The organism is Bacillus sp. G1(2015b), assembly GCF_001482475.1.
Classification (GTDB): domain Bacteria; phylum Bacillota; class Bacilli; order Bacillales; family Bacillaceae; genus Bacillus; species Bacillus safensis.
Genome location: NZ_LKIC01000004.1, coordinates 39715 through 65195, shown reverse-complemented (window position 1 = coordinate 65195; position 25481 = coordinate 39715). Strand labels below are relative to the sequence as shown.

Sequence of the window (25481 nt, the reverse complement as noted above, 5' to 3'; positions counted from 1 at the left end):
GATATTCATTGACAATTGTTTTGTTCGTTAGTTAAACTCTTTAATAGTTAAACACTTAAACTAAAAAGGAGCAGCGTATGGAACAAAATAAAATTGCCCAGCTCATCCAGAGGTATGCAGATGTCTATCTCATGATGGAGAAAAAAGTATCGAGTATGATCACAGAAAAGCTTGATAAAGAGCTGACGCTTGATCAATATTACTCCCTTCGATACATCAATTTACATCCGGGGTGTACATCAACGGACCTGGCTTATGTATGTAATGTAAACAAAAGTGCTGTAACATCCATGACCAATCGTCTTTTCACGAAAAACTATATTTTTCGTGAACATGATCAAGCTGACAGAAGAAATGTTCACCTGTATGTCACGCCAGAGGGCAAAGATGTAGTCAGCCGAATGGAAAAGCAGCTTCAAGACCTAGTTCGATCTTATTTTGAAAAGCTTGAAGAAAAAGAAATGGAATCATTTATTCAAACATATGAAAAGATCTATCAAGTGATCATCGAAGAGGAGGCACAAAGTACTAATGAGAGCAATCATAAAGGGTAGATGGCTGATCACGATCCTGTGGGTCGTATTAGCGGCAGTGTTACTCATCACCGCTCCTAATATGGCGCAATTAACAAAAGAAAAGGGGCAAATTTCTGTACCAGACGGCTATCCGTCCTCATATGCCAATCAGTTATTAAAGAAAATGTCTGAAAACGGGGATACAGAAAAATCAATCGTCATTGTCTTTCAAGAAAAGAATATTGTAAAAGAAAGAGAAACCTCTTTAAAAAAGGCAATGGACATTTTAGAAAAGGATCAAGATCTCCACATAGAGGACATCACTTCTTACTTTGAAGCCAATAAAGATATTAAAAAACAAATGCTCTCCAAAGATCAAACGACACTTCTTGTTCCAGTTACATATGACTCAAACAAAATCAAAGCATCCGATTTTAAAGAAAGAGTCAATGAAAAGCTGAAAAGCTTAAACCTGAAATTTGAAATGACAGGGCAGCCGTTAATTGATGATGATGTTATCACAAGTTCGCAGGAAGGCTTGAAGAAAACAGAATTCATTACGATTGGGTTTATTCTCGTCGTCCTTGTTCTTGTTTTTAGATCAGCTGTGGCGCCTTTCGTTCCGTTAGTCGCAGTGGCACTGTCTTACTTGGTGAGCCAATCGATCGTGGCTTATTTGGTAAAATATGTAGACTTTCCGCTCTCGACCTTTACTCAGATCTTTATGGTCGCGATCATGTTTGGAATTGGAACGGACTACTGCATACTGCTTCTCAGCCGCTTTAAGGAAGAGATCGCACATGGTAAAGATAAAATTGAGGCGATTCTCATTACGTATAAAACAGCAGGAAAGACCGTCTTATTCAGCGGAATTGCGGTTCTAATCGGTTTTACATGTATTGGTCTGGCGCAATTCCAGCTTTATAAATCAGCTGTTGCAGTAGCAGTCGGGGTTGCTGTGCTCATTGTGGCCCTTCTCACGATTGTACCGTTCTTTATGGCGGTTTTAGGAAAGGTGTTGTTTTGGCCGATTAAAGGCGATATTGCTCACCCGCAGTCAAAAATGTGGGAAACAGCAGGCCGCTTTTCATTTAAGAAACCGCTTTTCAGCTTATTAATCGTAGGAATCATTACACTTCCGCCAATTCTGATGTATAAAGGAACCCTTTCTTATAACAGCTTAGATGAAATTGGTAACAAATACGAATCGGTCAACGCATTCAATACCATTTCTGACAAGTTTGGACCGGGTGAAGCACTTCCGGCAACAGTGGTCGTGAAATCAGCTGATGTTTTAGACAACAATGAAGGGCTGATTGCCATCGAAAAACTCAGCCGTGCAATTGAACAAACAGATGGTGTCAGCAAAGTCAGAAGTGCTACCCGTCCTGTCGGTAAAGGGCTGAGTGATCTGTACGTGAAATCACAAGCCAAGGAACTGAACACAGGGCTTGATAAAAGCAATGAAGGATTGAAAAAAATTCAGGATGCCCTCACAACAATGAGTCAATCCATTGAGGATCAAACGCCGCAAATCAAATCATCAGGAAAAGGGATTAACCAGCTGATTTCTGGTACAGAATCAGTGCAAACAGGCATTCAAAATGTTGAAAAACATTTAAGGGATTTGCAAGACGGAATTGATCAAAACAAAAAAGGTGTAGCAGCCATTAAAAATGAAATCAAAGGTGCGAAAAAGGAATTAACGGCTCAAGTCGCACAAGTGAATCAGCAAGTTTCGCTGTATAAAAGCATTTCTAAAGAACTAAAGGCGGCGTTAGCGCAAGTGGATACATCATCCTCTGCCGCAGCAGATGTAAAAGCGTTAATCAAACAAGCAAATACACAATTTAGTACACTTGAAAAGCAAATCCCGCAGGTAAAAGAAAATCAATCGTATCAAGCGATCAAAGCTTCGTACAATGAACTTTCTGCGACCTTGCAAGAAGGGGCGAAACAGGCAGACAGCTATGCCAAACAAGCGAAAGAAGCTAGAAAGCAGCTTGAAGCAGCTGATGCCTTTATCGCAAAAGCTTCAGAGCAGCAAAAAGTCTTGACGAGTCAAATCGATGAACTCATTGCTGGCTTAGATGCAGTTGAAACTGGACTGGAGCAAACGTCTAAAGGCCAAGGACAATTAGCTGATAATATGCCAAAGCTTGCAAATGGAGCGGGCGACATCATTAATGGTCAAAAGCAAATGAAAGAAAAGATTGGCGGCTTTGGGGATGATCTGACAAAGCTGACAGATGGCCTGAACAAAAGTGTTAATGGACTGGAGAGAATTTCGAGCGGCTTAATGGGTGCAGGTGACTACTTAGATGAACTGAAAAATGCACCAGATCAAGACATGGCCGGCTGGTTTATTCCAAAAGACGTCTTAAAAAATAAAGCGTTCAAGCAAGTATTTGATTCATACATGTCAGATGATCGCAAGATGACAAAAATTGATGTCATTTTAGAAAAAAATCCATATGGAAATGAAGCTCTGTCAACAATAAAACAAGTGGAAGCTTCTGTTGAGCGGGCACTTCCTGAAACAAACCTAAAAGATGCGTCATTTGGCGTCTCAGGTGTATCAAGTATGAACGCTGATCTGAAACAGCTGTCAGACCAAGATTTCAATAAGACGGTGCTTTATATGATGATTGGTATTTTCCTTATTTTGGTGATTTTGTTCCGTTCGCTTGTTATGCCGCTGTACTTGGTAGGTTCACTCATATTGACTTACTTTACAGCAATCGGTATAACAGAATTTATTTTCACCCATTTCTTCGGATATCCAGGCATTAACTGGGCTGTACCATTCTTTGGATTTGTCATATTAATGGCGCTCGGAGTCGATTATTCGATTTTCTTAATGGAGCGATTCAATGAATACAAAACAAAAGACATCCAGTTTGCCATGACCGAATCAATGAAAAATATGGGGTCTGTCATTATGTCTGCTGCTGTTATTCTGGCAGGAACATTTGCCGCAATGCTTCCATCAGGTGTGCTGTCTCTCTTGCAGATTGCGACACTTGTCCTCACAGGACTTTTATTGTACGCACTCGTTGTGCTACCATTGTTCGTACCTGTAATGGTGAAATTGTTCGGATCAGCCAACTGGTTCCCATTTAAACGAAAAGAATAGGTATCCCATATAGAAAGAAGGAATCAATGTGATGAGTCGTTGGGCGCTGATAACAGGTGCCAGTGGCGGGATTGGGCAGGCAGCAGCCAAAAAGCTTGCCCAAGAAGGCTGCAACCTAATGCTTCATTATCATAAAAATGAACAGGCAGCTATGCGCCTCGCCGCTCATTTGGATGAGGCATATCACATTCAGACGCATGTCGTTCAAGCAGATTTAGCTATAACGGGCGGAGCAGATGAGCTTGTCAGCCGCCTGCCGCTCTGTCCAGATATACTTGTTTTAAATAGCGGCAGGAGCCATGTCGGATTGGTGACAGACACAGAAAAAGATGTATTAGCCAGTATGGTGCAGCTTCATGTCACAAGTCCATATGAGCTTACCCAATCCCTTTTACCTGCCATGATCCAAAAGAAAGCAGGCCATATCATTGCGGTCAGCTCGATATGGGGAGAAACGGGAGCATCGTGTGAAGTGCTGTACAGCATGGTCAAAGGTGCGCAAAATGCGTTTATAAAAGGATTAGCAAAAGAGCTTGCCCCAAGTGGAATTAGAGCAAATGCTGTCTCACCAGGTGCTGTCAAAACAGACATGATGAGTAGTTTTACGCAGGAAGACATCGCAATGCTGGAAGAAGAAATCCCGCTTGGCCGGCTTGCATCGCCTGAGGAAGTTGCGGATGTCATTTGGTTTCTCGCCTCAAAACAGTCAAGTTATATCACAGGTCAAATTTTATCTGTTAATGGCGGCTGGTACTGTTAAAAAACGTGTATAATTCGTCTCTCCATGACAAAAGCTATGGCTGTAATTCATCTTTTCGAATGGAGGAATCGACATGTCTGTACTTGAGAACTGGGACCATTGGAAAAACTTTTTAGGTGATCGCTTAAATCATGCGCAGGATAAAGGTTTAGAAGATGAGACCATCAATAACCTTGCATATGAAATTGGCGGATATCTAGCTAACGAAGTTGAGGCAAAGAACGAGCAGGAAAGAGTACTTGCTGACCTTTGGAGCGTTGCATCAGAAGATGAGCAGCGTGCCATTGCAAATATGATGGTCAAGTTAGTTGAAAATAATAGCTCGCACTAAACAAAAAGAGGGGTCGTTTGTGCCTCTCTTTTTATTTTAACCGTTTCACAACATTGTGCTTTCTAAAAATGTGAAAATGCTTTATGATAAAGGAAGGTAAAAATTTGCCACAATGAAGGGGGTAATATCATTTGGCAAAGCTCGAATGGTATTTTGAATATGAGATACAGGTAAACCGTCCCGGACTTTTAGGAGACATTTCTTCTCTAATGGGGATGCTTTCAATTAATATTGTGACAATCAATGGTGTTGATGTATCAAGACGCGGAATGCTTTTACGCTGTGACCACACAGATCAAATTAAGCGACTTGAATCAATTTTAAATACAATGGAAACGATAAAAGTAACGAAATTAAGACAGCCAAAGCTTCGTGACCGCTTAGCTGTTCGTCATGGAAGATACATACAGCGTGATGCGGATGACAAAAAGACGTTCCGTTTTGAAAGAGACGAGCTCGGTCTTCTTGTTGATTTTATGGCTGAACTCTTTAAAAAAGAAGGACATAAATTGATTGGGATTCGCGGTATGCCGCGTGTCGGAAAAACAGAATCAATTGTGGCTTCAAGTGTTTGTGCAAGCAAGAGATGGCTATTTGTATCGTCTACTCTTTTGAAACAGACGATCCGAAGTCAGCTGATCGCAGATGAATACAGCCCAGATAACGTCTTTATTATTGATGGAATTGTGTCGACAAGAAGAGGTTCTGAGAAGCATTTGCAGCTTTTAAGGGAAATTATGAGACTGCCGGCAACAAAGGTGGTCGAGCATCCAGACATCTTTATTCAAAATTCAGAATATACAATGGATGATTTCGACTATATCATTGAATTGCGTAATAGCGCAGACGAAGAGATTACATATGAACACGCTGAAGAACCACAAGTGTTTGATCATTCTGGTTTTTCTGGCTTCGATTTTTAATATGGTAATGGTAGGTGTTTGTTTTGACTGAATTGGGAAAACGGCTCGTTGAGGCCAGAGAGGAAAAAGGGATGTCGCTGGAGGATCTTCAGACGGTTACCAAGATCCAAAAGCGCTATTTGCTAGCAATCGAACAAGGAAACTATGATATTATTCCAGGTAAATTTTACGTCAGAGCGTTTATTAAACAATATGCCGAAGCCGTTGGACTGAATCCTGAACAATTGTTCGAAGAGTTTCGTAAAGATGTTCCAAGCACGTACAATGATGAAGTATCTGATAAATTATCGAATATTAAGCCGCAAAGAGAGCTGCCAAAGCCTGCCTCGAAAGTGCTTGAACTATTGCCGACAATTTTAATTATTGGAGGCATCATTGTGGTCATCGCCATCATTTATGTGATCGTGCAGGCGGTCAATCATGATAGCGGACAGAAGAATAATCAGGCGGCCCCTCAGCAATCAGAATCTAAATATGAAGTATCTGAGGATTCATCTCTTGCAAAAGATCAAAAGAAAAAAGAAAAAGCTTCGTCAGATGATAAAGAAAAATCATCTAAAAAAGATGATTCATCAAAAGACGATGAAACGGTCTCTTTAAAGGCGACGAATACAGAAGGCTCAACGACAACGTATGAAGTATCAGGTGCTGACGAAATGGAGTTAACCATTTCTGCCTCGCAAGCTTCATGGCTGCGCGTAAGAGACGAATCTGGAAAAGTGCTGAAGATGGGTGAACTAAAAGATGGCGAATCGTTTAAAACAGACCTTTCTGATCTTTCTCAGGTCGATATCCGTCTAGGCAATGCGTCTGGAATTGATATCAAGGTAAATGACGAGACACTTAAGTACGAATTAGACCCTAAGAACACCATGACACAAAACATTGTGATTGTGAATAAAGGAAAGGAAAAGTCATCTTAAGCAAGTAGATGACTTTTCTTTTGTTCCTACTATTATATATACATAAAAAATTGCATTATTGGAGGATTGAATTTCATGTTTAACTTACCGAATAAAATAACCCTTTCTAGGATCGCCTTGATCCCTGTTTTTATGATCATTATGCTTGCACCGTTTGATTGGGGTGTCGCACGCTTTGGCGACGTCAGCATCGAAGTAACGCACCTTGTTGGAGCGATTCTGTTTATTGTCGCTTCAACAACTGACTGGATTGATGGCTACTACGCACGTAAACTTAATTTAGTGACGAACTTTGGTAAATTTTTAGATCCGCTTGCAGATAAATTGCTTGTTTCAGCTGCTTTAATTATACTTGTTCAATACAACCTCACACCGGCATGGATGGCGATTGTGATCATCAGCCGTGAATTTGCTGTAACAGGTCTAAGACTTGTATTAGCTGGAGGCGGTGAAGTAGTGGCAGCGAATATGCTTGGAAAAGTGAAGACATGGGCGCAAATCATTGCGATTTCAGCACTTTTACTGCATAACCTGCCGTTTGAACTTGTATCATTCCCGTTTGGTGATCTAGCGATGTGGGTAGCAGTGTTCTTCACTGTTGTCTCAGGCTGGGATTACTTTGCAAAAAACTGGGAAGCTTTAAAGAATTCTAACTAAAAAGGACGTGTACGCTTTGAAGTCAGAGAGAAAAGCAGAAATTATTGCAGTCGGTTCCGAACTCTTGCTAGGGCAAATTACGAATACGAATGCACAATTCATCAGCAAACAACTAGCTGAAATTGGTGTGAATGTTTATTACCACACAGCAGTTGGTGACAATCCAGAGCGTTTAAAACAGGCCATTCAGGTGGCGCAGGAAAGATCTAATTTTATTATCTTCTCAGGTGGTCTTGGACCAACCAAAGATGACTTAACAAAAGAAACAATTGCGAGTACGCTCGGTAAAGAGCTTGTACTAAATGAAGAAGCATTTGAATCGATTCAAGACTACTTTCGAAAGACCGGCCGCGATATGTCACCGAACAACCGTAAGCAGGCACTCGTTCTAGAAGGATCAGATGTGCTCGTGAACCGTTTCGGGATGGCTCCAGGTATGTTTGTTCAAGAAGACGATACGTTTTATATACTTCTTCCTGGACCGCCAAGTGAATTGCACCCGATGTTTGAAAACGAGGCAAAGCCGCTGATTTCTGAGAAACTTGGCTTAAAGGAAAAAATTGTGTCTGTTGTTCTGCGTTTCTTCGGAATCGGTGAATCGCAGCTTGAAACAGACCTAGAAGATTTAATTGATGCTCAAACCAACCCGACGATTGCACCACTCGCATCTGACGGTGAAGTGACGCTAAGGCTGACTGCTAAGCATGAGGATGAAAAAGAAACAGAACGTCTGTTAAAAGAAACAGAAGCGAAAATTTTAGCGCGGGTAGGAGAGTACTTCTACGGATATGGGGATACATCACTTGTCCGCGAAGCGTCCAAAGCCTTGCACGAGCACGGGAAAACAGTAGCAGCAGCAGAAAGTCTGACGGGTGGAATGTTCTCCGAATGGCTGACAGATCTCGAAGGAGCATCATCCATTTTGAACGGAAGTGTGGTTTGTTATACAAACCAAGTAAAGCAGCAGGTACTTGGCTGCCGGGAAGAAACACTGTCTTCTTATGGGGCTGTCAGCAAAGAGTGCGCTTTAGAGCTTGCTGAAGGGGTTAGAAAGCTAACCGGAAGTGATATTGGCATTAGCTTTACGGGTGTAGCAGGACCTGATACCCAAGAGGGTCAGCCTGTTGGAAAAGTATTCATTGGATTATCCACGAAAGACCAGACGGACGTGTTTGAATGGATGTTTACGGGCAGCCGGTCGGGCATTCGAAAGCGCGCTGTGAAATATGGTCTGCATCACTTACTCAACTTATTAAAAGAGAGTTAATTTTGTTTTTTGTTAGGTTTACTCCTTTATAAAAGAGCGTTTTTTTCTAATAGAAAACACTCTTTTCTTAAAAAATCTGCCGAGAAAAAAATCGAATATGTGTTCGTTTTTTTCTTGGCAAATGACGTAAAACAAGGTATAGTATAGATAGTGGAATTGATAAAGGAGGAAACAATAGAATGAGTGATCGTCAAGCAGCCTTAGATATGGCTCTTAAACAAATAGAAAAACAGTTTGGTAAAGGCTCTATTATGAAACTAGGAGAGCAAACAGATACACGTATTTCAACAGTACCGAGTGGTTCGTTAGCACTTGATACTGCGCTTGGAATAGGCGGATATCCCCGAGGCCGTATTATCGAAGTATATGGTCCAGAGAGTTCTGGTAAAACGACAGTAGCCCTTCATGCCATTGCTGAAGTTCAGCAGCAGGGAGGACAAGCTGCATTTATTGATGCAGAGCATGCACTCGATCCAGTTTACGCTCAAAAACTAGGTGTCAACATTGATGAACTGTTACTTTCTCAGCCGGATACAGGAGAGCAAGCACTTGAAATTGCAGAAGCTCTTGTCCGCAGCGGGGCAGTTGATATTGTTGTGATTGACTCTGTAGCTGCTCTTGTACCAAAAGCAGAGATTGAAGGAGACATGGGTGATTCACACGTTGGTCTTCAAGCGCGTTTGATGTCTCAAGCACTTCGTAAGCTATCAGGTGCTATCAACAAATCAAAAACAATTGCCATCTTTATTAACCAAATTCGTGAAAAAGTTGGGGTCATGTTCGGTAACCCTGAAACAACGCCTGGTGGACGTGCGCTGAAGTTCTATTCGTCTGTTCGTTTAGAAGTGCGCCGTGCTGAACAGCTGAAACAAGGCAATGACATTATGGGGAATAAAACGAGAATTAAAGTGGTGAAAAACAAAGTAGCACCGCCATTCCGTATTGCGGAAGTAGACATTATGTACGGTGAAGGGATCTCAAAAGAGGGAGAAATCATCGACCTTGGAAGCGAACTAGATATCGTACAAAAGAGCGGCGCTTGGTATTCTTACCAAGAGGAACGTCTTGGACAAGGTCGTGAAAATGCGAAACAGTTCCTAAAAGAAAATAAAGATATCATGCTGATGATCCAGGAGCAAATTCGAGAACATTACGGCTTGGATACTAACGGAGTAACGCAGCAGGAATCTGAAGAAGCGCTAGAACAATTAGAATTAGAATAAAAATTAAATTAGTATGAAATGATAAAAAAGGCTGGGTGAAAAACTCAGCCTTTTTTATTTTGCAAAAAACTTTCGACAACTTTTTCAGTACTTCATCCGTCTAAAGTGTACAAAATGGCATTTATTTTGGGAGGAAAAACTAATGACAAGCCCGACCCGCAGAAGAAATGCAAAACGTAGCCGGAAACAACCAAGTCAGAAGGGAAAAATTGTGCTTGTTTTTTTAGCAGCGATGATTTGCTTAACGATGTGGAATGTGCTTCATCGAACTAGTGAAGAAAAAAACCCGTTTCAAAAAACTGCAGTAGCTTTAGAAAACAGCCAGAAAAAAGAAGTCAAAAGGAAAATCGCCAAAATATCAAAGGAACAAATCAAAACAGTGGACCGCAATCACAAAATCAGCAGCTATTTAAAGGAGATTGGTTTCAGCGGAACCGCCATGATTGTTAGAAATGGAGAAATCGTAACAAATAAAGGTTTTGGTTATGCAGACCGTAAACGAAAAATTCGAAATAATCCATCAACATCTTTTTATGTCGGTTCGTCACAAAAAGCGCTGATTGCAACCGCCATTTTACAGCTTGAGGAAAAGGGGAAACTCCGGACAAGTGATCCGGTAAGCACGTATTTACCTCATTTCCCTAACGGACATACAATTACTTTGAAAAATCTGCTGACACATACATCGGGAATAAACGGACATATTGAAGGAAACGGCGCAATTACTCCGGACGAATTAATAAAAGACATAGAACGTCAGGGAATTAATCGTCAGCCGGGCGTATGGGGCTACAAGGATTCCAACTATTCTGTTCTTGCTTATATTGTTGCTGAAGTAAGCGGTGAGTCCTATGAACAATATATAAAGAATCATATTTTTAAACCGGCGGGAATGACGCATGCAGGCTTTTACAAAACATATAAAAAAGAACCTTATCCTGCTGTCGGGTATAAGCTGAAAGGCAGCAAAGCGGTTACACCGTATATGCCCGATCTATCTCAGCTGTACGGTGCTGGAGATATTTATATGAGTGCTATAGATATGTACAAATTTGACCAAGCCCTGATTGACGGCAAACTGTATTCGCAGAAGAGCTATAAAAAGATGTTTACGCCAGGAAGCAGCTCGACATACGGAATGGGATTTTATGTTGCTCCAGGTAGCTATTCAAGCCATGGTGTCATGCCGGGCTTCAACATTTTAAACAGTTTTAGCAAATCTGGGCAAACCATTGTTGTTTTGTTCTCAAACATTCAAAATAACACTAAACTGGGTCAAGTGAACAATAAAGTATATCAGCTGCTGAATCAAGAATAATTCTGATCTGCTTTTGCAAACGCTAAGATGGCACGCTTGACAAGTATTTCCGACACAATTACAATGGGAATGTATCACTTGTTTTTCTTAACATGATTGATAACTAATTTAAACTTGACAAGGGCAGTGAGGATCTCATTCCCTGTGAAGGCCCTGTATGTTGAGACACAAAACAATGTACATGCCGACACTTTATTTGTAAAACCAAGTTCATAGCAAGAGGAGGTGAAAATATGTCGCCTACGATGTTTACGATCATCTCCATTTTGCTGAGCCTAATCTGTTTAGTTGTTGGCTACTTTGTTCGTAAAACCATTGCAGAAGCAAAAATATCCGGCGCAAGAAACATGGCCGAACAAATTGTTGAGGATGCAAAGCGTGATGCGGAAGCATTGAAGAAAGAAGCGCTCTTGGAAGCGAAAGATGAAATTCATTCGTTTCGTGTAGAGGCGGAGCAAGAAGTTCGTGAAAGACGAAATGAGCTTCAAAGACAAGAAAACCGTTTACTTCAAAAAGAGGAAAATCTTGATCGCAAAGACGAATCTTTAGATAAACGGGAGTCCCTGTTGGAGAAGAGAGATCATTCTCTGAATGAACGACAACAACATATTGAAGAGATGGAAAGCAAAGTGGATGATATGATTCGTTTGCAGAAAGCCGAGTTGGAACGCATTTCAAGTCTAACTCGAGATGAAGCGAAACAAATCATTCTGGATCAAGTTGAAAATGAGCTTTCCCACGACATTGCAGTCATGACGAAAGAATCTGAAAACCGAGCGAAAGAAGAGGCTGACAAAAAGGCGAAAAACATTCTTTCACTTGCGTTACAGCGTTGCGCAGCTGATCATGTAGCTGAAACAACGGTATCTGTAGTCAATCTTCCAAATGATGAGATGAAAGGTCGTATTATCGGACGTGAAGGACGAAATATCCGTACGTTAGAAACGTTAACTGGTATTGACTTGATCATAGATGATACACCTGAAGCTGTTATCCTATCGGGCTTTGATCCGATTAGACGTGAAACAGCGAGGATAGCTCTGGACAAGCTAGTCCAGGATGGCCGCATTCATCCTGCACGAATTGAAGAAATGGTGGAAAAATCACGCCGTGAAGTCGATGATTATATCCGCGAGATGGGTGAGCAAACGACATTCGAAGTCGGAGTTCACGGTCTGCATCCGGATCTGATCAAAATTCTCGGCCGCTTGAAATTCCGTACAAGTTATGGACAAAATGTCCTGAAGCATTCAATTGAGGTTGCACATCTTGCAGGTCTCATGGCTTCAGAGCTTGGAGAAGATGCAAAGCTTGCAAAACGAGCAGGTCTTCTGCATGACATTGGAAAAGCCATTGATCATGAAGTAGAAGGAAGCCACGTAGAAATTGGCGTTGAGCTTGCGACGAAATATAAAGAGCATCCTGTTGTTATCAACAGTATTGCCTCTCACCACGGTGACCAAGAACCGACATCTATTATCGCTGTTCTTGTTGCGGCAGCTGATGCATTATCTGCAGCACGCCCTGGTGCAAGAAGTGAGACGCTTGAAAATTACATTCGGAGACTTGAGAAATTAGAAGATATCTCTGAATCTTATGAAGGTGTTGAAAAATCGTTTGCGATACAGGCTGGACGTGAAGTACGTATAATGGTGAAGCCAGATTCAATTAATGATCTTGAAGCTCACCGTCTAGCAAGGGATATTCGTAAGCGAATTGAGGACGAGCTCGATTACCCTGGTCACATTAAAGTGACAGTCATTCGAGAAACTCGCGCAGTAGAGTATGCAAAATAGAGCGGTGCGCTTAGCGCCGCTTTATTTTTTTGTGTAAATATGCAACACTGATAAGAAGATCAATTTATAAGAGAAAGGGTTCAAAAGCGCATGAAAATATTATTTGTTGGAGATATCGTCGGTTCACCTGGCAGAGACACACTGAAAGAATACTTGCCAAAGCTGAAGAAAAAATATCAGCCGCACTTTACCATTGTCAACGGGGAAAATGCTGCTCACGGGAAAGGTCTGACTGAAAAAATCTATCATGAGCTCCTGCAAGCAGGAGCTGATGTGCTCACAATGGGCAACCATACTTGGGATAAAAGAGACATTTTCGATTTCATCGATGATGCAGCCCATATAGTCCGTCCTGCTAACTTCCCAGAAGGCACACCTGGAAAAGGTCTCACGTTTATTAAAAAACAAGGAAAAGAATTGGCTGTCATTAACCTGCAAGGACGTACGTTTTTACCGCCAATTGACTGCCCATTTCAAAAAGTAGATGAATTAATTGCGGAAGCATCCAAACGGACACCGTTTATTTTTATTGATTTTCATGGTGAAGCCACAAGTGAAAAGCAAGCAATGGGCTGGTATACAGACGGCCGTGCATCATGTGTCGTTGGAACGCATACACATGTTCAAACAGCAGATAACCGCGTATTGCCAAAAGGAACTGCGTATATTTCAGATGTTGGGATGACAGGACCTTATGATGGCATTTTAGGTGTTGACCGAGAAACGATTATTAAACGATTCAAAACAAGTCTCCCAGTCCGGTTTGAAATTGCGGAAGGCCGCACGACGTTAAGTGCAGTCATCGTAGAAATTGACGAACAGTCGAAAAAAGCTGTCAAAATTGATCGAATTTTGATAAATGATGACCATATTTTCTTTGAATAAATGTTCACATATTTATTTCAGAAAAATATTAATCAGAAAGAAGGAATATGCGCCCTCTATCGTGAATATAGTAAAAATGGTAGGTAGCCTGCTATTTTTGAAAAACATTTTGGGGATGGATTTTCAAAAAAATAGCATCATCTAACAAAGATTGTTCTAATGAACACTCACTTATCCATTGTAAATTTAAGGGGGAGCAGAAATGGAAATTTTAAAAGTTTCAGCAAAGTCAAATCCGAATTCAGTAGCAGGAGCATTAGCGGGCGTTTTACGTGAACGCGGTGCAGCAGAAATACAAGCAATCGGCGCTGGAGCACTGAATCAGGCGGTTAAGGCTGTCGCCATTGCAAGGGGATTTGTTGCGCCAAGCGGAGTGGATTTGATATGCATTCCAGCCTTTACTGACATTCTGATCGATGGAGAAGAAAGAACAGCCATCAAATTGATTGTTGAGCCACGATAATTCTAATTTTATTATTTTCAACCTGCTTACATCATGTAAGCAGGTTGTTTTTGTTTACCGCTATACATTTCTTATATAACATATTCAGTTCGTGAAATAGATAAAAATGACATATTAGAGCTTGCATTTTTTCACCATGATGATAAATTAAGGTTAAGTTGAATTTACTTCATCAAAAATAAATATTTAAGTAGGTGAAATAATGTTTGAAGCTTTTTTGAAAAGAGGAAAGCTTGTTTTTATTTTATTTTTTATCGTTCTCATTGCTGGCGGCTATTTATTCGCGCAGCTTCCTAAACGAGAACTGCCAGAATTCGAGGCGAATCTCGTCACGATTTCTACCGTTTTCCCTGGTGCAGATGCAAAACAGGTGGAAAGAGACGTCACCAATAAGCTGGAATCAGCTTTATCTGATATCAATGGTGTAGAGAAAACGAGCTCGGTTTCTGCCATTGGTTTCTCAAATATTGTGCTTGAAATTGAGGATCAAGCCGACTTTCAAAAGGTGGCAAGTCAAATTAAGAATGAAACGACAAGTGCTGCGTCATCTTTTCCTGAGGGAGTGATGGAGCCGGATGTAAAGGATGAGTTCGGCAGCGTACCCGTTGGTTCTTATATGATTGTGTCGAGTCAATCATCGGACTTAGCAAAGAGTCAGAAATCGCTGCGTGCATTGAAGGAAAAAGTAGAGGACATCAAAGGGGTAGACAATGTCGTTATCAAAGGCTTCAATGACAAACAAGCGATATTAAACTTACATTCAAACAAGCTGGAGGGGGAAGGGTTCAATGTAACTGATGTCACAAATGCCATCAATCAGGAATTTGACACATCTCCATTAGGCGATATTCGGACAGGTAAAGCGAAGGTCAAACTGTCCATCGATACATATGACCGCTTAGATCAGGTCAAAAAAATTGAGCTCTTCTCAAGAACAAAACAAGAGCCGGTCAAAATTAGTCAGCTTGGCAGCTTAAAAGAAGTAGAAAAAGAGAAAAGTGATATTGTGTCCTATAACGGAAAGCCCGCCTATTCATTTACAGTGAATATTAAACCAGGGCTTGATATTCCTAAAATGTATGACAAAGTCAATGATGTCATTGAGAAAGAAAAGCAGCTGCCAAATGGGGTGGAGTGGGTAGACTACTATTCACAAAAAAGTGAAGTGGATGCCATTTTCAATGATTTAATAAAAGAAGCCATTGTTGCAGTCATCGCTGTCATTATCGTTACTACACTTGGACTCACGATTGGCGGGGCGTTTATCGTTTCACTCGCCATTCCGCTATCCATTACAATTGGAACCATTCCGCTGCCATTTTTACAAGTGGATCTCAATCAAATTTCGATCATCGGCTTTATCATTGCCTTAGGGATACTTGTCGATGATGCGATTGTCGTCAATGATAATATTTTAAGACAAATGAAAAAATACGAAAGTCCGCTTAAAGGAACAATTGCTGGCGTAAAAGAAGTCGCAGGGTCCATTTTGACATCAACACTTGCTGTTGTGTTTGCTTTCCTGCCTCTTCTTTTCTTATCAGGTGCAAACGGTTCATTTATTCGGGCACTACCGTCTGTTCTAGTAACGACTGTGCTTGCGTCCATGGTGATTTCGCTGACACTTGTGCCGGTCTATCAATATACTGTGAACAGGAAAAGAAAGAACAAGAAGAGTCAAAAAGAGCCGGGCTTCCTAGGAAAACCATTAAAAAAGCTGGCGGATTTCTATGCAGACCGTGTGCTGAAAAACATTGTGAAGCGGCCGCTCGTTATTGGACTAAGTGGCTTGCTTGTTGCAACGCTTGCTTTTTTACTTATTTTCGTCACACCATTTGAATTTTTCCCTGCGGCGAATAAGAAAGAAGTGGTCGTCACGGTCACGCTTCCAAGTGAAACAACATTAGACAAAACAAATGAAACACTAAAGAAAATAGAACAAGAAATTAAGCAGCAAAAAGGCATTGAAGAAACGGCGATTTTTGCAGGCGGCGGGGTGCCGAATCTGTTTAATGAAAGTATTTCAAATGCAAGTGACCACACTGGTCAGATTGTTGTAAGAGTAGACAATGATCAGATGACAAGTAAGGCATTGATAGATCGTATGACCGAGCCTTTGCGAGAGAAATTCAAAGAGGCTGATCTCTTTATGAAAACTATTGTTCAAGGACCGCCCACTGGAGCGCCAGTAACAGTAACAGTTGCAGGTGACTCTTTCACAAAGCTCATTGATGTCAAAGAAACGCTGACAAATGAAATGAAAGACAAAGGAGCAAGCTTGATTACAGATGATGTCAATAAGCCGGTAAAAACGATCTCCTTTGAATTAAACCGTGAGCGAATGGCAGAGGATGGGCTCAGTGCTCAATTTGTCAGCAGACAGCTTGGGCTTGTGACAGAAGGGATTCCATTAGGTACCTTTAAACAAGGAACAAATGATATCGATTTAGTGGTAAAACAGGATACAGGTACACATCAAAATGGTTTAAAGCTAAAAGAATTGAAAGTGCCTGTGAAGACAAACGAGGGTGGTATGCCTCAACTTGAGCCGCTTAGCCGATATGTAACAGACAAAGAAACAGAGCAGTATGAAAGCATTCCACATGAAAATGGAGTTCCAACCATTACGCTAAAGGCGTATCCCGGCGCATCAGATTCGTTTAAAGACGATATGAAAGAAGTCGTTAATCAAGTGGGGAAAAGCGCGGCAGCGAAGGATTTGACCATTTCACAAGGTGGAGAAAATGAAAATCAGACCCAGTTCTTTATTGAAATTAGTCTCTTATTTGCGGTTGTCCTGCTGCTCATTTACGTGACCATCGCATTCCAGTTCAATTCATTGATGCTTCCACTGTTAGTTCTAGGAACGGTTTACTTAGCCGTATCAGGAGCCATTATCGGACTGTTTGTCACACAAACGCCATTCAGCTTTATGGCAACAATGGGAATTGTCTCATTGGCTGGTATTGTCGTTCGAAATGCGGTCGTCTTATTCGAATTTATTGAACAGCGGCGCAAGCAAGGATTTGATCAACAGACAGCCGTCATTGAAGCGGGAAGAGCAAGGATTAGACCGATACTTTTAACAGCATTTACGGCATTAGTTGCATTAATGCCTGTTGCATTAAGTCATGATCCACTCTTTAAGCCGCTGGCCATCTGCATTGTATCAGGTGTCTTTTTCTCAACGATTCTGACATTATTTATTGTGCCAGCCCTATATGTTGCCGTTTCAAAGAAACGCTGACGATGAAAGCAAATCTCCTCTCAACCGGAGATTTGCTTTTTTTTTTAGAAAATATCTAAAAAAATATGTGGGGTGTTCATTTGTCTTTATCTAGTAGACAGTGGTGTTTACGACTAAAATAAGTCGTGTTAAAATCTGATTGGGAGAAGTTTTTTAACAAAGGGGTTGTACGTCATGTGTGGAACGATGAAAGCAATTGTTAAAAAAGAAAGCGCTTACGGAGCGGTGCTGACGGAGATGCCGATTCCAGAAATCAAAGATCATGAAGTATTGATAAAGGTGAAAGCCACTTCGATATGCGGAACAGACGTGCATATTTATAATTGGGATGACTGGGCTAAGGGGCGAGTCAAAGCGCCCTACATTTTTGGTCATGAATTTACAGGGGAAGTTGTCAAAGTGGGGAAGCAGGTCTCACGAGCAAAAGTAGGGGATTTTGTATCGGCTGAGACGCATGTTGTATGTAATCAATGTTATATGTGCTTAACAGGGCAGCAGCATTTGTGCAGTGAAACGAAAATTTTAGGGGTAGACATTGATGGCTGTTTTGCTGAATATGTCAAAATACCTGAACAAAATGTGTGGCATAATCCGGCTCAAATGCCAGTTGAACTTGCCTCTATACAAGAGCCGCTAGGAAATGCTGTCCATACAGTACTGCACACACCTGTTTCAGGTAAATCTGTGGCGATTTTTGGCTGCGGACCAATCGGTTTAATGGCAATCGCTGTCGCAAAAGCTTCTGGAGCTGTTCAAGTGTTCGCCGTTGATAAAAATGAATACAGGCTCGATCTTGCCCGAAAAATGGGTGCAGATCATATCGTGGATATTGGGAAAGATGATCCAGTCGCGATGATTAAGCAGCTCACGCGGATGGAAGGGGCAGATGTGATGTGTGAGATGTCAGGTCATCCAGCTGCCATTAATCAAGCACTCGAAGCTTGTGCAAATGGAGGAAAAGTCAATATACTAAGCTTGCCAGAACGGCCAGTGACAATTGATATTACGAACCAAATTGTTTTTAGGGGATTAACTGTGCAAGGGATCACGGGGAGAAAAATGTTTGAGACGTGGCGTCAAGTATCTGAGCTGTTAAGAACGAATACCATTGATGTAAAGCCAGTTGTCACTCACACACTGCCATTTGAAGAGTTCGAAAAGGGTTTTGAACTCATGCGGAATGGTACGTGCGGAAAAGTCGTACTGATGATGCCATCATATCAAAGGGGGAAGAAATGATGAAGGAATTCACGTATTTACAAGATGAATTGGAAACAATGAAGCAGCAAGGCACCCACCAAACCTTAAAAGAGATCGACTCAAAACAATCATCCACTGTTACATTAAATGAACAATCTGTTATACAACTCTCATCAAATAACTACTTAGGCCTCACCTCGCACCCAAGGCTGATGAAAGCAGCAAAAGAGGCGATTGATGAATTCGGAGCGGGTACAGGATCCGTTCGAACCATCGCCGGCACAATGACAATGCATGAACGTCTTGAAAAAAAGCTTGCTGCATTTAAAAAGACAGAGGCAGCCCTTGTGTTCCAATCAGGCTTTACGACCAACCAAGGGGTTTTATCAAGTATCCTAACAAAAGATGATATTGTCATTTCGGATGAACTGAATCATGCCTCAATTATTGATGGAATCCGATTAACCAAAGCAGATAAAAAGGTATACAGTCATTCCAATATGGAAGAGCTGGAGAAGATTTTGAAAAAATCAATGAATTATCGCGTCCGTCTCATCGTAACAGACGGTGTTTTCTCAATGGATGGTGATATCGCGCCACTTCCTGAAATCGTCAGGCTAGCAGAAGCATATGATGCATTTGTCATGGTAGACGATGCGCATGCCTCGGGCGTGCTTGGCGAGAATGGCCGCGGGACGGTCAACCATTTTAAACTCGACGGCAGAGTGCACATTCAGGTCGGGACCCTTAGTAAGGCTGTTGGCGTGCTCGGCGGTTACGTAGCTGGTTCAGCGGTTTTAATTGATTATTTAAAACATAAAGCAAGACCGTTTTTATTCAGCACCTCACATCCGCCAGCTGTGACTAGAGCGTGTGAAGAAGCGATTGAAGTGCTGTTAGATGAACCGGAGCGAATCGATACACTTTGGGAGAACGCCGCTTATTTTAAAGAAAAGGTCATCAGCCTTGGATTTCAAGTCGCCCCAACAGAGACACCGATTATCCCAATCATGATTGGAGACGAAGCACTTACTTTTCGTTTCTCAAAAGCTTTAATAGAACGAGGTGTGTTTGCTCAAGGCATCGCCTTCCCAACAGTAGCAAAAGGCAAGGCAAGAATTAGAGCCATCATCACAGCCGAGCACACAAAAGAAGAACTAGACCGGGCACTGACAATCATTGAAGAAGAAGCAAAAAAACTAAACATACTTGATTGAGAGAGCGCAGGCTCTCTTTTTCTTTTTATGAAAAATGGTTATGACTAATAGACAATTTTCATAGAAGAACCGTATATGATTTATTTTCAATTCATCACAAAATAGTCTATACTGTAGGGTGGAACTTGGTTTGAAAGGAGTACAAATTCATGAATGAAGAGCAGAGAAAAGCGAGCGGACAAGTAAGTTCATCGGACAAAAAATCCGAGAAGGACTACAGCAAATATTTTGAAGCTGTGTACATTCCGCCTTCCTTAAAAGATGCAAAAAAACGGGGTAAAGAAGAAGTCGAATACAATCAATTTCAAATTGACGAGCAGTTTCAAGGGTTAGGGAACGGCCGCAAGTTTTATATTCGCACATATGGCTGTCAAATGAATGAGCATGACACAGAAGTGATGGCTGGTATTTTTATGGCGCTTGGCTATGAACCAACAAATTCAACGGAAGATGCAAATGTCATCTTATTAAACACTTGTGCTATTCGTGAAAATGCAGAAAATAAAGTGTTTGGAGAGCTTGGTCATTTAAAAGCATTAAAACGCGAAAAGCCAGATTTAATTTTAGGTGTATGCGGATGTATGTCACAAGAAGAATCTGTCGTGAGCCGTATTTTGAAGAAACACCCATTTGTTGATTTGATTTTCGGCACGCACAACATTCACCGCCTGCCAGAGCTGTTATCTGAATGTTACCTTTCAAAAGAAATGGTGATTGAGGTTTGGTCAAAAGAAGGCGATGTGATTGAGAACCTTCCGAGAGCCCGTCAAGGTAAAATCAAGGGCTGGGTGAACATTATGTACGGCTGTGATAAATTCTGTACATACTGTATCGTGCCTTATACGCGCGGCAAGGAAAGAAGCCGCCGCCCAGATGAAATTATTCAAGAGGTTAGACGTTTAGCAGCAGAAGGATATAAGGAAATTACCCTTCTTGGTCAAAACGTGAATGCGTATGGAAAAGATTTTGAAGATATGGAATATGGTCTCGGTCACCTGATGGATGAGCTGCGAAAAATTGATATTCCGCGTATCCGTTTTACAACAAGTCACCCGCGTGATTTTGATGATCACTTAATTGAAGTGCTAGCCAAGGGCGGAAATCTTCTTGATCATATTCATCTGCCAGTACAATCCGGAAGTTCTTCTGTGCTGAAGCTTATGGCGAGAAAATATGACCGTGAACGTTACCTTGATCTTGTGCGCAAAATCAAAGAAGCTATGCCGAATGCTTCATTAACAACGGACATTATTGTTGGGTTCCCAAATGAAACAGATGAGCAGTTTGAAGAAACACTTTCCCTCTATCGCGAGGTTGAGTTTGATGCTGCTTATACATTTATTTATTCTCCAAGAGAAGGAACGCCGGCAGCGAAAATGAAAGACAACGTGCCAATGCGTGTGAAAAAAGAACGTCTGCAACGTCTAAATGCACTTGTGAATGAAATTTCCGCGAAAAAAATGAAGGAATATGAAGGGCAGATTGTCGAAGTATTAGTAGAGGGTGAAAGTAAAAACAACCCTGAGATCCTAGCCGGATATACAAGTAAAAGCAAGCTTGTGAATTTTAAAGCACCAAAAGAAGCGATTGGCAACATCGTCAAAGTGAAAATCACACAAGCCAAAACTTGGTCTCTTGACGGAGAAATGGTTGGAGAAGCTATCGAGGTGAATTAAAATGACACTTTATTCAAAGAAAGAGATTGTCGAGCGCGCAAGAGAGCTCGCTAAAATGATTTCTGAAACGGAAGAAGTTGATTTCTTCAAAAAAGCAGAAGCGCAAATCAATGAAAATACAAAAATTTCAACGATCATTAATCAAATTAAGGCGCTTCAAAAACAAGCTGTGAACTTAAAGCATTACGGCAAACATGAAGCCTTAAAGCAAGTCGAAGAAAAAATCGATGCCCTGCAAGAAGAACTGGATGACATCCCAGTCATTCAAGAATTCAAAGAATCACAAATGGAAGTCAATTCCCTGCTTCAGCTTGTAGCGCACACAATTTCGAATCAAGTAACAGATGAAATCATTCTTTCAACCGGCGGTGACCTTTTATTAGGAGAAACCGGTTCAAAAGTAAAAAACTCATCACCAAGTTGCTCCATTAAATGAGAAAACCCCGCAGATGCGGGGTTTTTTGTTTTCCTATTGAAATGCACTACCCATTCTCTTCATGTTTCATCATCTCCAAACCTCTCACTCTCCAACTTTTCCAATTTTCAAGGCAAGTTTATGGGCGACCATGCATACACTGAAACAGAAATGAATTTAATTGAACATGAAGTTCAAAATCGTGACACACTAGACGAATGCCCAGCATAAGATAAAACGATCAAGAACAAGGAGGCATGCCGGAATGTCTGAATACAGAGAAATTATTACAAAAGCGGTGGTTGCAAAAGGGAGGAAATTCACCCAAAGCACACACACCATTTCTCCATCGCAAAAACCAACCAGCATCTTAGGTGGTTGGATCATTAATCATAAGTATGATGCTGAAAAGGTCGGTAAAACGGTTGAGATCGAAGGAACATTTGATATTAACGTATGGTACTCTTACGCTGACAACACGAAAACAGAAGTCGTCACAGAGCGTGTGAAGTATGTAGACATCATTAAACTGAGATATAAAGATAAAAATTTCCTTGATGATGAGCACGAAGTGATTGCGAAAGTTTTGCAGCAGCCCAATTGCTTAGAAGTGACCATTTCTCCAAATGGCAATAAAATTATCGTTCAGGCAGAGCGTGAGTTCATTGCTGAGGTAGTCGGTGAAACAAAAATTGTTGTAGAGGTCAATTCAGACTGGAAAGAAAAAGATGATCACGAGTGGGAAGAGGAAGTGGATGAGGAGTTAGAGGATATTCATCCAGAGTTCCTAGCAGGTGATCCAGAAGAGTAAGGAATGACTAGGGCGCATATCCCCCTAGTTTTTTTGTGCCTGATCTAGGAGAAAAAAGGTGATTTTTTATGCTATAATTGAAGATGGTATGAATTCGAAAGTAATATAGTGAGGGATTAGAAATATGGCAAGTTATACGCCCATGATACAGCAATATTTAAAGATCAAGGCAGATTATCAAGATGCCTTTTTATTTTTTCGCTTAGGCGATTTTTATGAGATGTTTTTTGATGATGCGAAAGAAGCGGCGCAAGAACTAGAAATTACGCTAACAAGCAGAGACGGCGGCACAATTCCAATGTGCGGTGTTCCATATCATTCTGCTTCTGCATACATAGAACAGTTGATTTCAAAAGGCTACAAGGTCGCCATTTGTGAGCAGGTGGAAGACCCTAAAACGGCAAAAGGTGTAGTCAAAAGGGAAGTCGTTCAACTGATTACACCAGGTACCGTCATGGATGGTAAAGGTTTAAGTGAAAACGAGAACAACTTCATTGCGTCTGTTACTAGCTTTCAAAATGGATACGGTCTTGCGCTGTCTGATTTATCAACAGGTGAAAACATGGCGGCTTTCATCGATCGATTAGATGAAGTCGTATCAGAAATTTATTCTGTTGGTGCAAAAGAAATTGTGGTGTCAAAGCAGCTGGATGAGGAAACAATCAAAACCCTTAAAGAACGCTGCCAAGCAACTATTTCATACGAAGATAGTGATGAACTATTAGAGGAAGCTGAACAGCTCGTTTCCCATCTTGACGACAAGTTAAAAACGGCATTTTTAACACTATATGCCTACTTAAGAAGAACGCAAAAAAGAAGCTTGGATCACCTTCAGAAAGTTCAAGTGTTTGAGCTTGAACAAACGATGAAAATTGACCTTTACTCAAAACGAAACCTTGAATTAACAGAAACGATTCGTTCAAAAAGCAAAAAAGGCTCTTTATTATGGCTGTTAGATGAAACAAAAACAGCGATGGGCGGCAGACTGCTCAAGCAATGGATCGACCGGCCGCTCATTCGTCTTTCGCAAATCAACGAGCGCCAGGAAATGGTGCAAATTCTGATGGATCATTTCTTTGAGCGCGAGGATCTGCGCGAACGATTAAAGCAAGTATATGATCTTGAGCGTCTAGCGGGCCGCGTGGCATTTGGCAACGTGAATGCCCGTGACCTCATTCAGCTCAAGGAATCTTTAAAACAAGTACCGGATATTAAACAACTCGTTCAATCATTACCAGAGGAAATGGCAAAATCAAGAGCGAATGAGATTGATCCTTGTGGTGACCTGCTTGAGTTATTAGAAGATGCACTTTATGAAAATCCGCCGATGACGATAAAAGAAGGCAATTTGATTAAAGATGGCTACAATGCAAAATTAGATGAATACCGTGATGCCAGCCGAAACGGAAAGGACTGGATTGCACGTCTCGAACAGCAGGAAAGAGAATATACCGGCATTCGCTCATTAAAAGTCGGGTTTAATAAAGTGTTTGGTTATTATATCGAAGTGACACGTGCGAATACACATCTGCTGGAGGAAGGGCGTTATGAAAGAAAACAAACGCTTGCCAATGCAGAGCGGTATATCACACCTGAATTAAAAGAAAAAGAAGCACTGATTCTTGAAGCAGAATCAAATATTAACGAATTGGAATATGAACTATTTACAGCTCTTAGGGAGCAAGTAAAAGGCTATATTCCTAGATTACAGCTGCTCGCAAAACAAATGAGTGAGCTTGATGCGCTTCAATGCTTTGCGACTGTTAGTGAAAAGCGCCGTTATATCCGTCCGGAATTCTCAGAGGATGACGTGGATGTCAAGGATGGCCGTCACCCTGTCGTTGAAAAAGTGCTGGATCACCAGGAATATGTACCGAATGACTGCCATATGGGAAAAGGAAGACAAACCTTACTCATCACTGGACCGAATATGTCAGGGAAAAGTACGTATATGAGACAAATGGCTCTCATCTCGATTCTTGCACAGATTGGCTGCTTTGTACCTGCGTCAAAGGCGACGCTACCAATCTTCGATCAAATCTTTACCCGTATTGGTGCAGCAGATGATTTGATTTCTGGTCAAAGTACTTTTATGGTAGAGATGCTCGAAGCAAAAAATGCGATGGTGCACGCAACGAAAAACAGCTTGATTCTATTCGATGAAATTGGACGTGGGACAAGCACCTATGATGGAATGGCGCTTGCGCAGGCGATCATTGAATTTGTTCATGATCATATTGGGGCCAAAACCCTATTTTCTACACATTACCATGAGCTTACGGTTCTTGAATCTCAATTAAGCGAGCTGAAAAATGTTCATGTGCGCGCTGAAGAGCATGAAGGCACAGTCGTTTTCTTACATCAAATCAAAGAAGGTGCAGCTGATAAAAGCTATGGTATTCATGTAGCGCAGCTAGCTGAATTACCTGATGCCATCATCAATAGAGCCCAGACCATTTTAACGGAGCTTGAGAGCGGATCACATGACGTGACCCCGAACGTATTTGTAGCACCAAAAGTAGAAAAGACTGAAGAAAAACAGCAGCTATCCTTCTTTGAAGTAGAGGAGAAACCGCAGCCAAAAGCTGTCCTAAAACAGAAAGATCAAGCGGTCATCGATGAATTAAAATCATACAACCTAATGGATATGACGCCGCTTGAAGCTATGACAAAGCTGTATGAATTACAAAAGAAATTATAATGTAAGGTGAGGTGAGC

At 41.3% G+C, this 25481-nt stretch carries 20 protein-coding genes; all 20 read left to right on the top strand.

Translation table 11 applies throughout. From position 1 onward, the window contains the following. Positions 1–77 precede the first annotated feature (77 nt). The 20 genes from AMR95_RS03940 (at position 78) to mutS (ending at position 25464) form a co-directional block, all read left to right on the top strand. Complete coding sequence (locus AMR95_RS03940; protein ID WP_041084797.1) at positions 78–554, top strand: MarR family winged helix-turn-helix transcriptional regulator; 477 nt, start codon at positions 78–80, stop codon at positions 552–554. After that, positions 532–3651, top strand: coding sequence for an MMPL family transporter (locus tag AMR95_RS03935; protein WP_058837659.1), 3120 nt, complete (start codon positions 532–534; stop codon positions 3649–3651). Before AMR95_RS03940 ends, AMR95_RS03935 begins: the two co-directional genes overlap by 23 nt. A 31-nt stretch (positions 3652–3682) precedes the next feature. Further along, on the top strand, positions 3683–4411 hold the full coding sequence (ymfI, locus tag AMR95_RS03930) for an elongation factor P 5-aminopentanone reductase (RefSeq protein WP_039178709.1): 729 nt from the start codon (positions 3683–3685) through the stop codon (positions 4409–4411). Between the two features lie 73 nt (positions 4412–4484). Continuing rightward, positions 4485–4742: a DUF3243 domain-containing protein gene (locus tag AMR95_RS03925; RefSeq protein ID WP_024424114.1), complete on the top strand. Its 258-nt coding sequence runs from the start codon at positions 4485–4487 to the stop codon at positions 4740–4742. Between the two features lie 131 nt (positions 4743–4873). Then, positions 4874–5665 carry a DUF3388 domain-containing protein gene (locus AMR95_RS03920; RefSeq protein WP_003211480.1) on the top strand — a complete coding sequence of 264 codons (792 nt, stop codon included), beginning with the start codon at positions 4874–4876 and terminating at the stop codon, positions 5663–5665. Between the two features lie 23 nt (positions 5666–5688). Then, positions 5689–6588, top strand: a complete 900-nt coding sequence (locus AMR95_RS03915; protein WP_058837658.1) for a helix-turn-helix domain-containing protein — start codon at positions 5689–5691, stop codon at positions 6586–6588. 75 nt (positions 6589–6663) lie between these two features. Continuing rightward, positions 6664–7245, top strand: a complete 582-nt coding sequence (pgsA, locus tag AMR95_RS03910) for a CDP-diacylglycerol--glycerol-3-phosphate 3-phosphatidyltransferase (protein WP_047202208.1) — start codon at positions 6664–6666, stop codon at positions 7243–7245. A gap of 16 nt (positions 7246–7261) precedes the next feature. Beyond that, on the top strand, positions 7262–8512 hold the full coding sequence (locus tag AMR95_RS03905) for a competence/damage-inducible protein A (protein WP_058837657.1): 1251 nt from the start codon (positions 7262–7264) through the stop codon (positions 8510–8512). 179 nt (positions 8513–8691) lie between these two features. Then, the gene (gene recA / locus AMR95_RS03900; RefSeq protein ID WP_039178719.1) at positions 8692–9735 is read left to right on the top strand and encodes a recombinase RecA; all 1044 of its coding nucleotides are present in this window, start codon (positions 8692–8694) and stop codon (positions 9733–9735) included. A 142-nt stretch (positions 9736–9877) separates the two neighbouring features. After that, the gene (locus AMR95_RS03895) at positions 9878–11053 is read left to right on the top strand and encodes a serine hydrolase domain-containing protein (protein WP_058837656.1); all 1176 of its coding nucleotides are present in this window, start codon (positions 9878–9880) and stop codon (positions 11051–11053) included. Between the two features lie 233 nt (positions 11054–11286). Further along, on the top strand, positions 11287–12849 hold the full coding sequence (gene rny / locus AMR95_RS03890; RefSeq protein WP_003211958.1) for a ribonuclease Y: 1563 nt from the start codon (positions 11287–11289) through the stop codon (positions 12847–12849). Between the two features lie 90 nt (positions 12850–12939). Further along, positions 12940–13734: a TIGR00282 family metallophosphoesterase gene (locus AMR95_RS03885; RefSeq protein WP_058837655.1), complete on the top strand. Its 795-nt coding sequence runs from the start codon at positions 12940–12942 to the stop codon at positions 13732–13734. A gap of 202 nt (positions 13735–13936) precedes the next feature. Continuing rightward, the gene (gene spoVS, locus AMR95_RS03880; RefSeq protein WP_003211281.1) at positions 13937–14197 is read left to right on the top strand and encodes a stage V sporulation protein SpoVS; all 261 of its coding nucleotides are present in this window, start codon (positions 13937–13939) and stop codon (positions 14195–14197) included. 202 nt (positions 14198–14399) lie between these two features. After that, entirely contained in the window at positions 14400–17444 is a 3045-nt protein-coding gene (locus AMR95_RS03875) for an efflux RND transporter permease subunit (RefSeq protein ID WP_058837654.1), read from the top strand. A 174-nt stretch (positions 17445–17618) separates the two neighbouring features. Then, positions 17619–18683, top strand: coding sequence for an L-threonine 3-dehydrogenase (tdh, locus tag AMR95_RS03870; RefSeq protein ID WP_039178727.1), 1065 nt, complete (start codon positions 17619–17621; stop codon positions 18681–18683). Continuing rightward, positions 18680–19861 carry a glycine C-acetyltransferase gene (locus tag AMR95_RS03865; protein WP_126681849.1) on the top strand — a complete coding sequence of 394 codons (1182 nt, stop codon included), beginning with the start codon at positions 18680–18682 and terminating at the stop codon, positions 19859–19861. The genes tdh and AMR95_RS03865 overlap by 4 nt, the downstream gene beginning before the upstream one ends. A gap of 149 nt (positions 19862–20010) precedes the next feature. Beyond that, positions 20011–21537 (top strand): tRNA (N6-isopentenyl adenosine(37)-C2)-methylthiotransferase MiaB, encoded by a 1527-nt coding sequence (gene miaB / locus AMR95_RS03860; protein ID WP_034281907.1) that lies wholly within the window; start codon positions 20011–20013, stop codon positions 21535–21537. A 1-nt stretch (position 21538) separates the two neighbouring features. Then, entirely contained in the window at positions 21539–21973 is a 435-nt protein-coding gene (locus AMR95_RS03855) for a RicAFT regulatory complex protein RicA family protein (RefSeq protein ID WP_008358013.1), read from the top strand. Between the two features lie 244 nt (positions 21974–22217). Further along, complete coding sequence (gene cotE, locus AMR95_RS03850; protein WP_039178732.1) at positions 22218–22763, top strand: outer spore coat protein CotE; 546 nt, start codon at positions 22218–22220, stop codon at positions 22761–22763. 124 nt (positions 22764–22887) lie between these two features. Further along, positions 22888–25464 (top strand): DNA mismatch repair protein MutS, encoded by a 2577-nt coding sequence (gene mutS / locus AMR95_RS03845; RefSeq protein ID WP_058837653.1) that lies wholly within the window; start codon positions 22888–22890, stop codon positions 25462–25464. Positions 25465–25481 lie beyond the last annotated feature (17 nt).

Coding starts and splice junctions, on each gene's coding strand:
- AMR95_RS03940 (WP_041084797.1), top strand. CDS start 78: ATGGAACAAAATAAAATTGCCCAGCTCATCCAGAGGTATGCAGATGTC.
- AMR95_RS03935 (WP_058837659.1), top strand. CDS start 532: ATGAGAGCAATCATAAAGGGTAGATGGCTGATCACGATCCTGTGGGTC.
- ymfI (WP_039178709.1), top strand. CDS start 3,683: ATGAGTCGTTGGGCGCTGATAACAGGTGCCAGTGGCGGGATTGGGCAG.
- AMR95_RS03925 (WP_024424114.1), top strand. CDS start 4,485: ATGTCTGTACTTGAGAACTGGGACCATTGGAAAAACTTTTTAGGTGAT.
- pgsA (WP_047202208.1), top strand. CDS start 6,664: ATGTTTAACTTACCGAATAAAATAACCCTTTCTAGGATCGCCTTGATC.
- recA (WP_039178719.1), top strand. CDS start 8,692: ATGAGTGATCGTCAAGCAGCCTTAGATATGGCTCTTAAACAAATAGAA.
- AMR95_RS03895 (WP_058837656.1), top strand. CDS start 9,878: ATGACAAGCCCGACCCGCAGAAGAAATGCAAAACGTAGCCGGAAACAA.
- rny (WP_003211958.1), top strand. CDS start 11,287: ATGTCGCCTACGATGTTTACGATCATCTCCATTTTGCTGAGCCTAATC.
- AMR95_RS03885 (WP_058837655.1), top strand. CDS start 12,940: ATGAAAATATTATTTGTTGGAGATATCGTCGGTTCACCTGGCAGAGAC.
- spoVS (WP_003211281.1), top strand. CDS start 13,937: ATGGAAATTTTAAAAGTTTCAGCAAAGTCAAATCCGAATTCAGTAGCA.
- AMR95_RS03875 (WP_058837654.1), top strand. CDS start 14,400: ATGTTTGAAGCTTTTTTGAAAAGAGGAAAGCTTGTTTTTATTTTATTT.
- tdh (WP_039178727.1), top strand. CDS start 17,619: ATGTGTGGAACGATGAAAGCAATTGTTAAAAAAGAAAGCGCTTACGGA.
- AMR95_RS03865 (WP_126681849.1), top strand. CDS start 18,680: ATGATGAAGGAATTCACGTATTTACAAGATGAATTGGAAACAATGAAG.
- miaB (WP_034281907.1), top strand. CDS start 20,011: ATGAATGAAGAGCAGAGAAAAGCGAGCGGACAAGTAAGTTCATCGGAC.
- AMR95_RS03855 (WP_008358013.1), top strand. CDS start 21,539: ATGACACTTTATTCAAAGAAAGAGATTGTCGAGCGCGCAAGAGAGCTC.
- cotE (WP_039178732.1), top strand. CDS start 22,218: ATGTCTGAATACAGAGAAATTATTACAAAAGCGGTGGTTGCAAAAGGG.
- mutS (WP_058837653.1), top strand. CDS start 22,888: ATGGCAAGTTATACGCCCATGATACAGCAATATTTAAAGATCAAGGCA.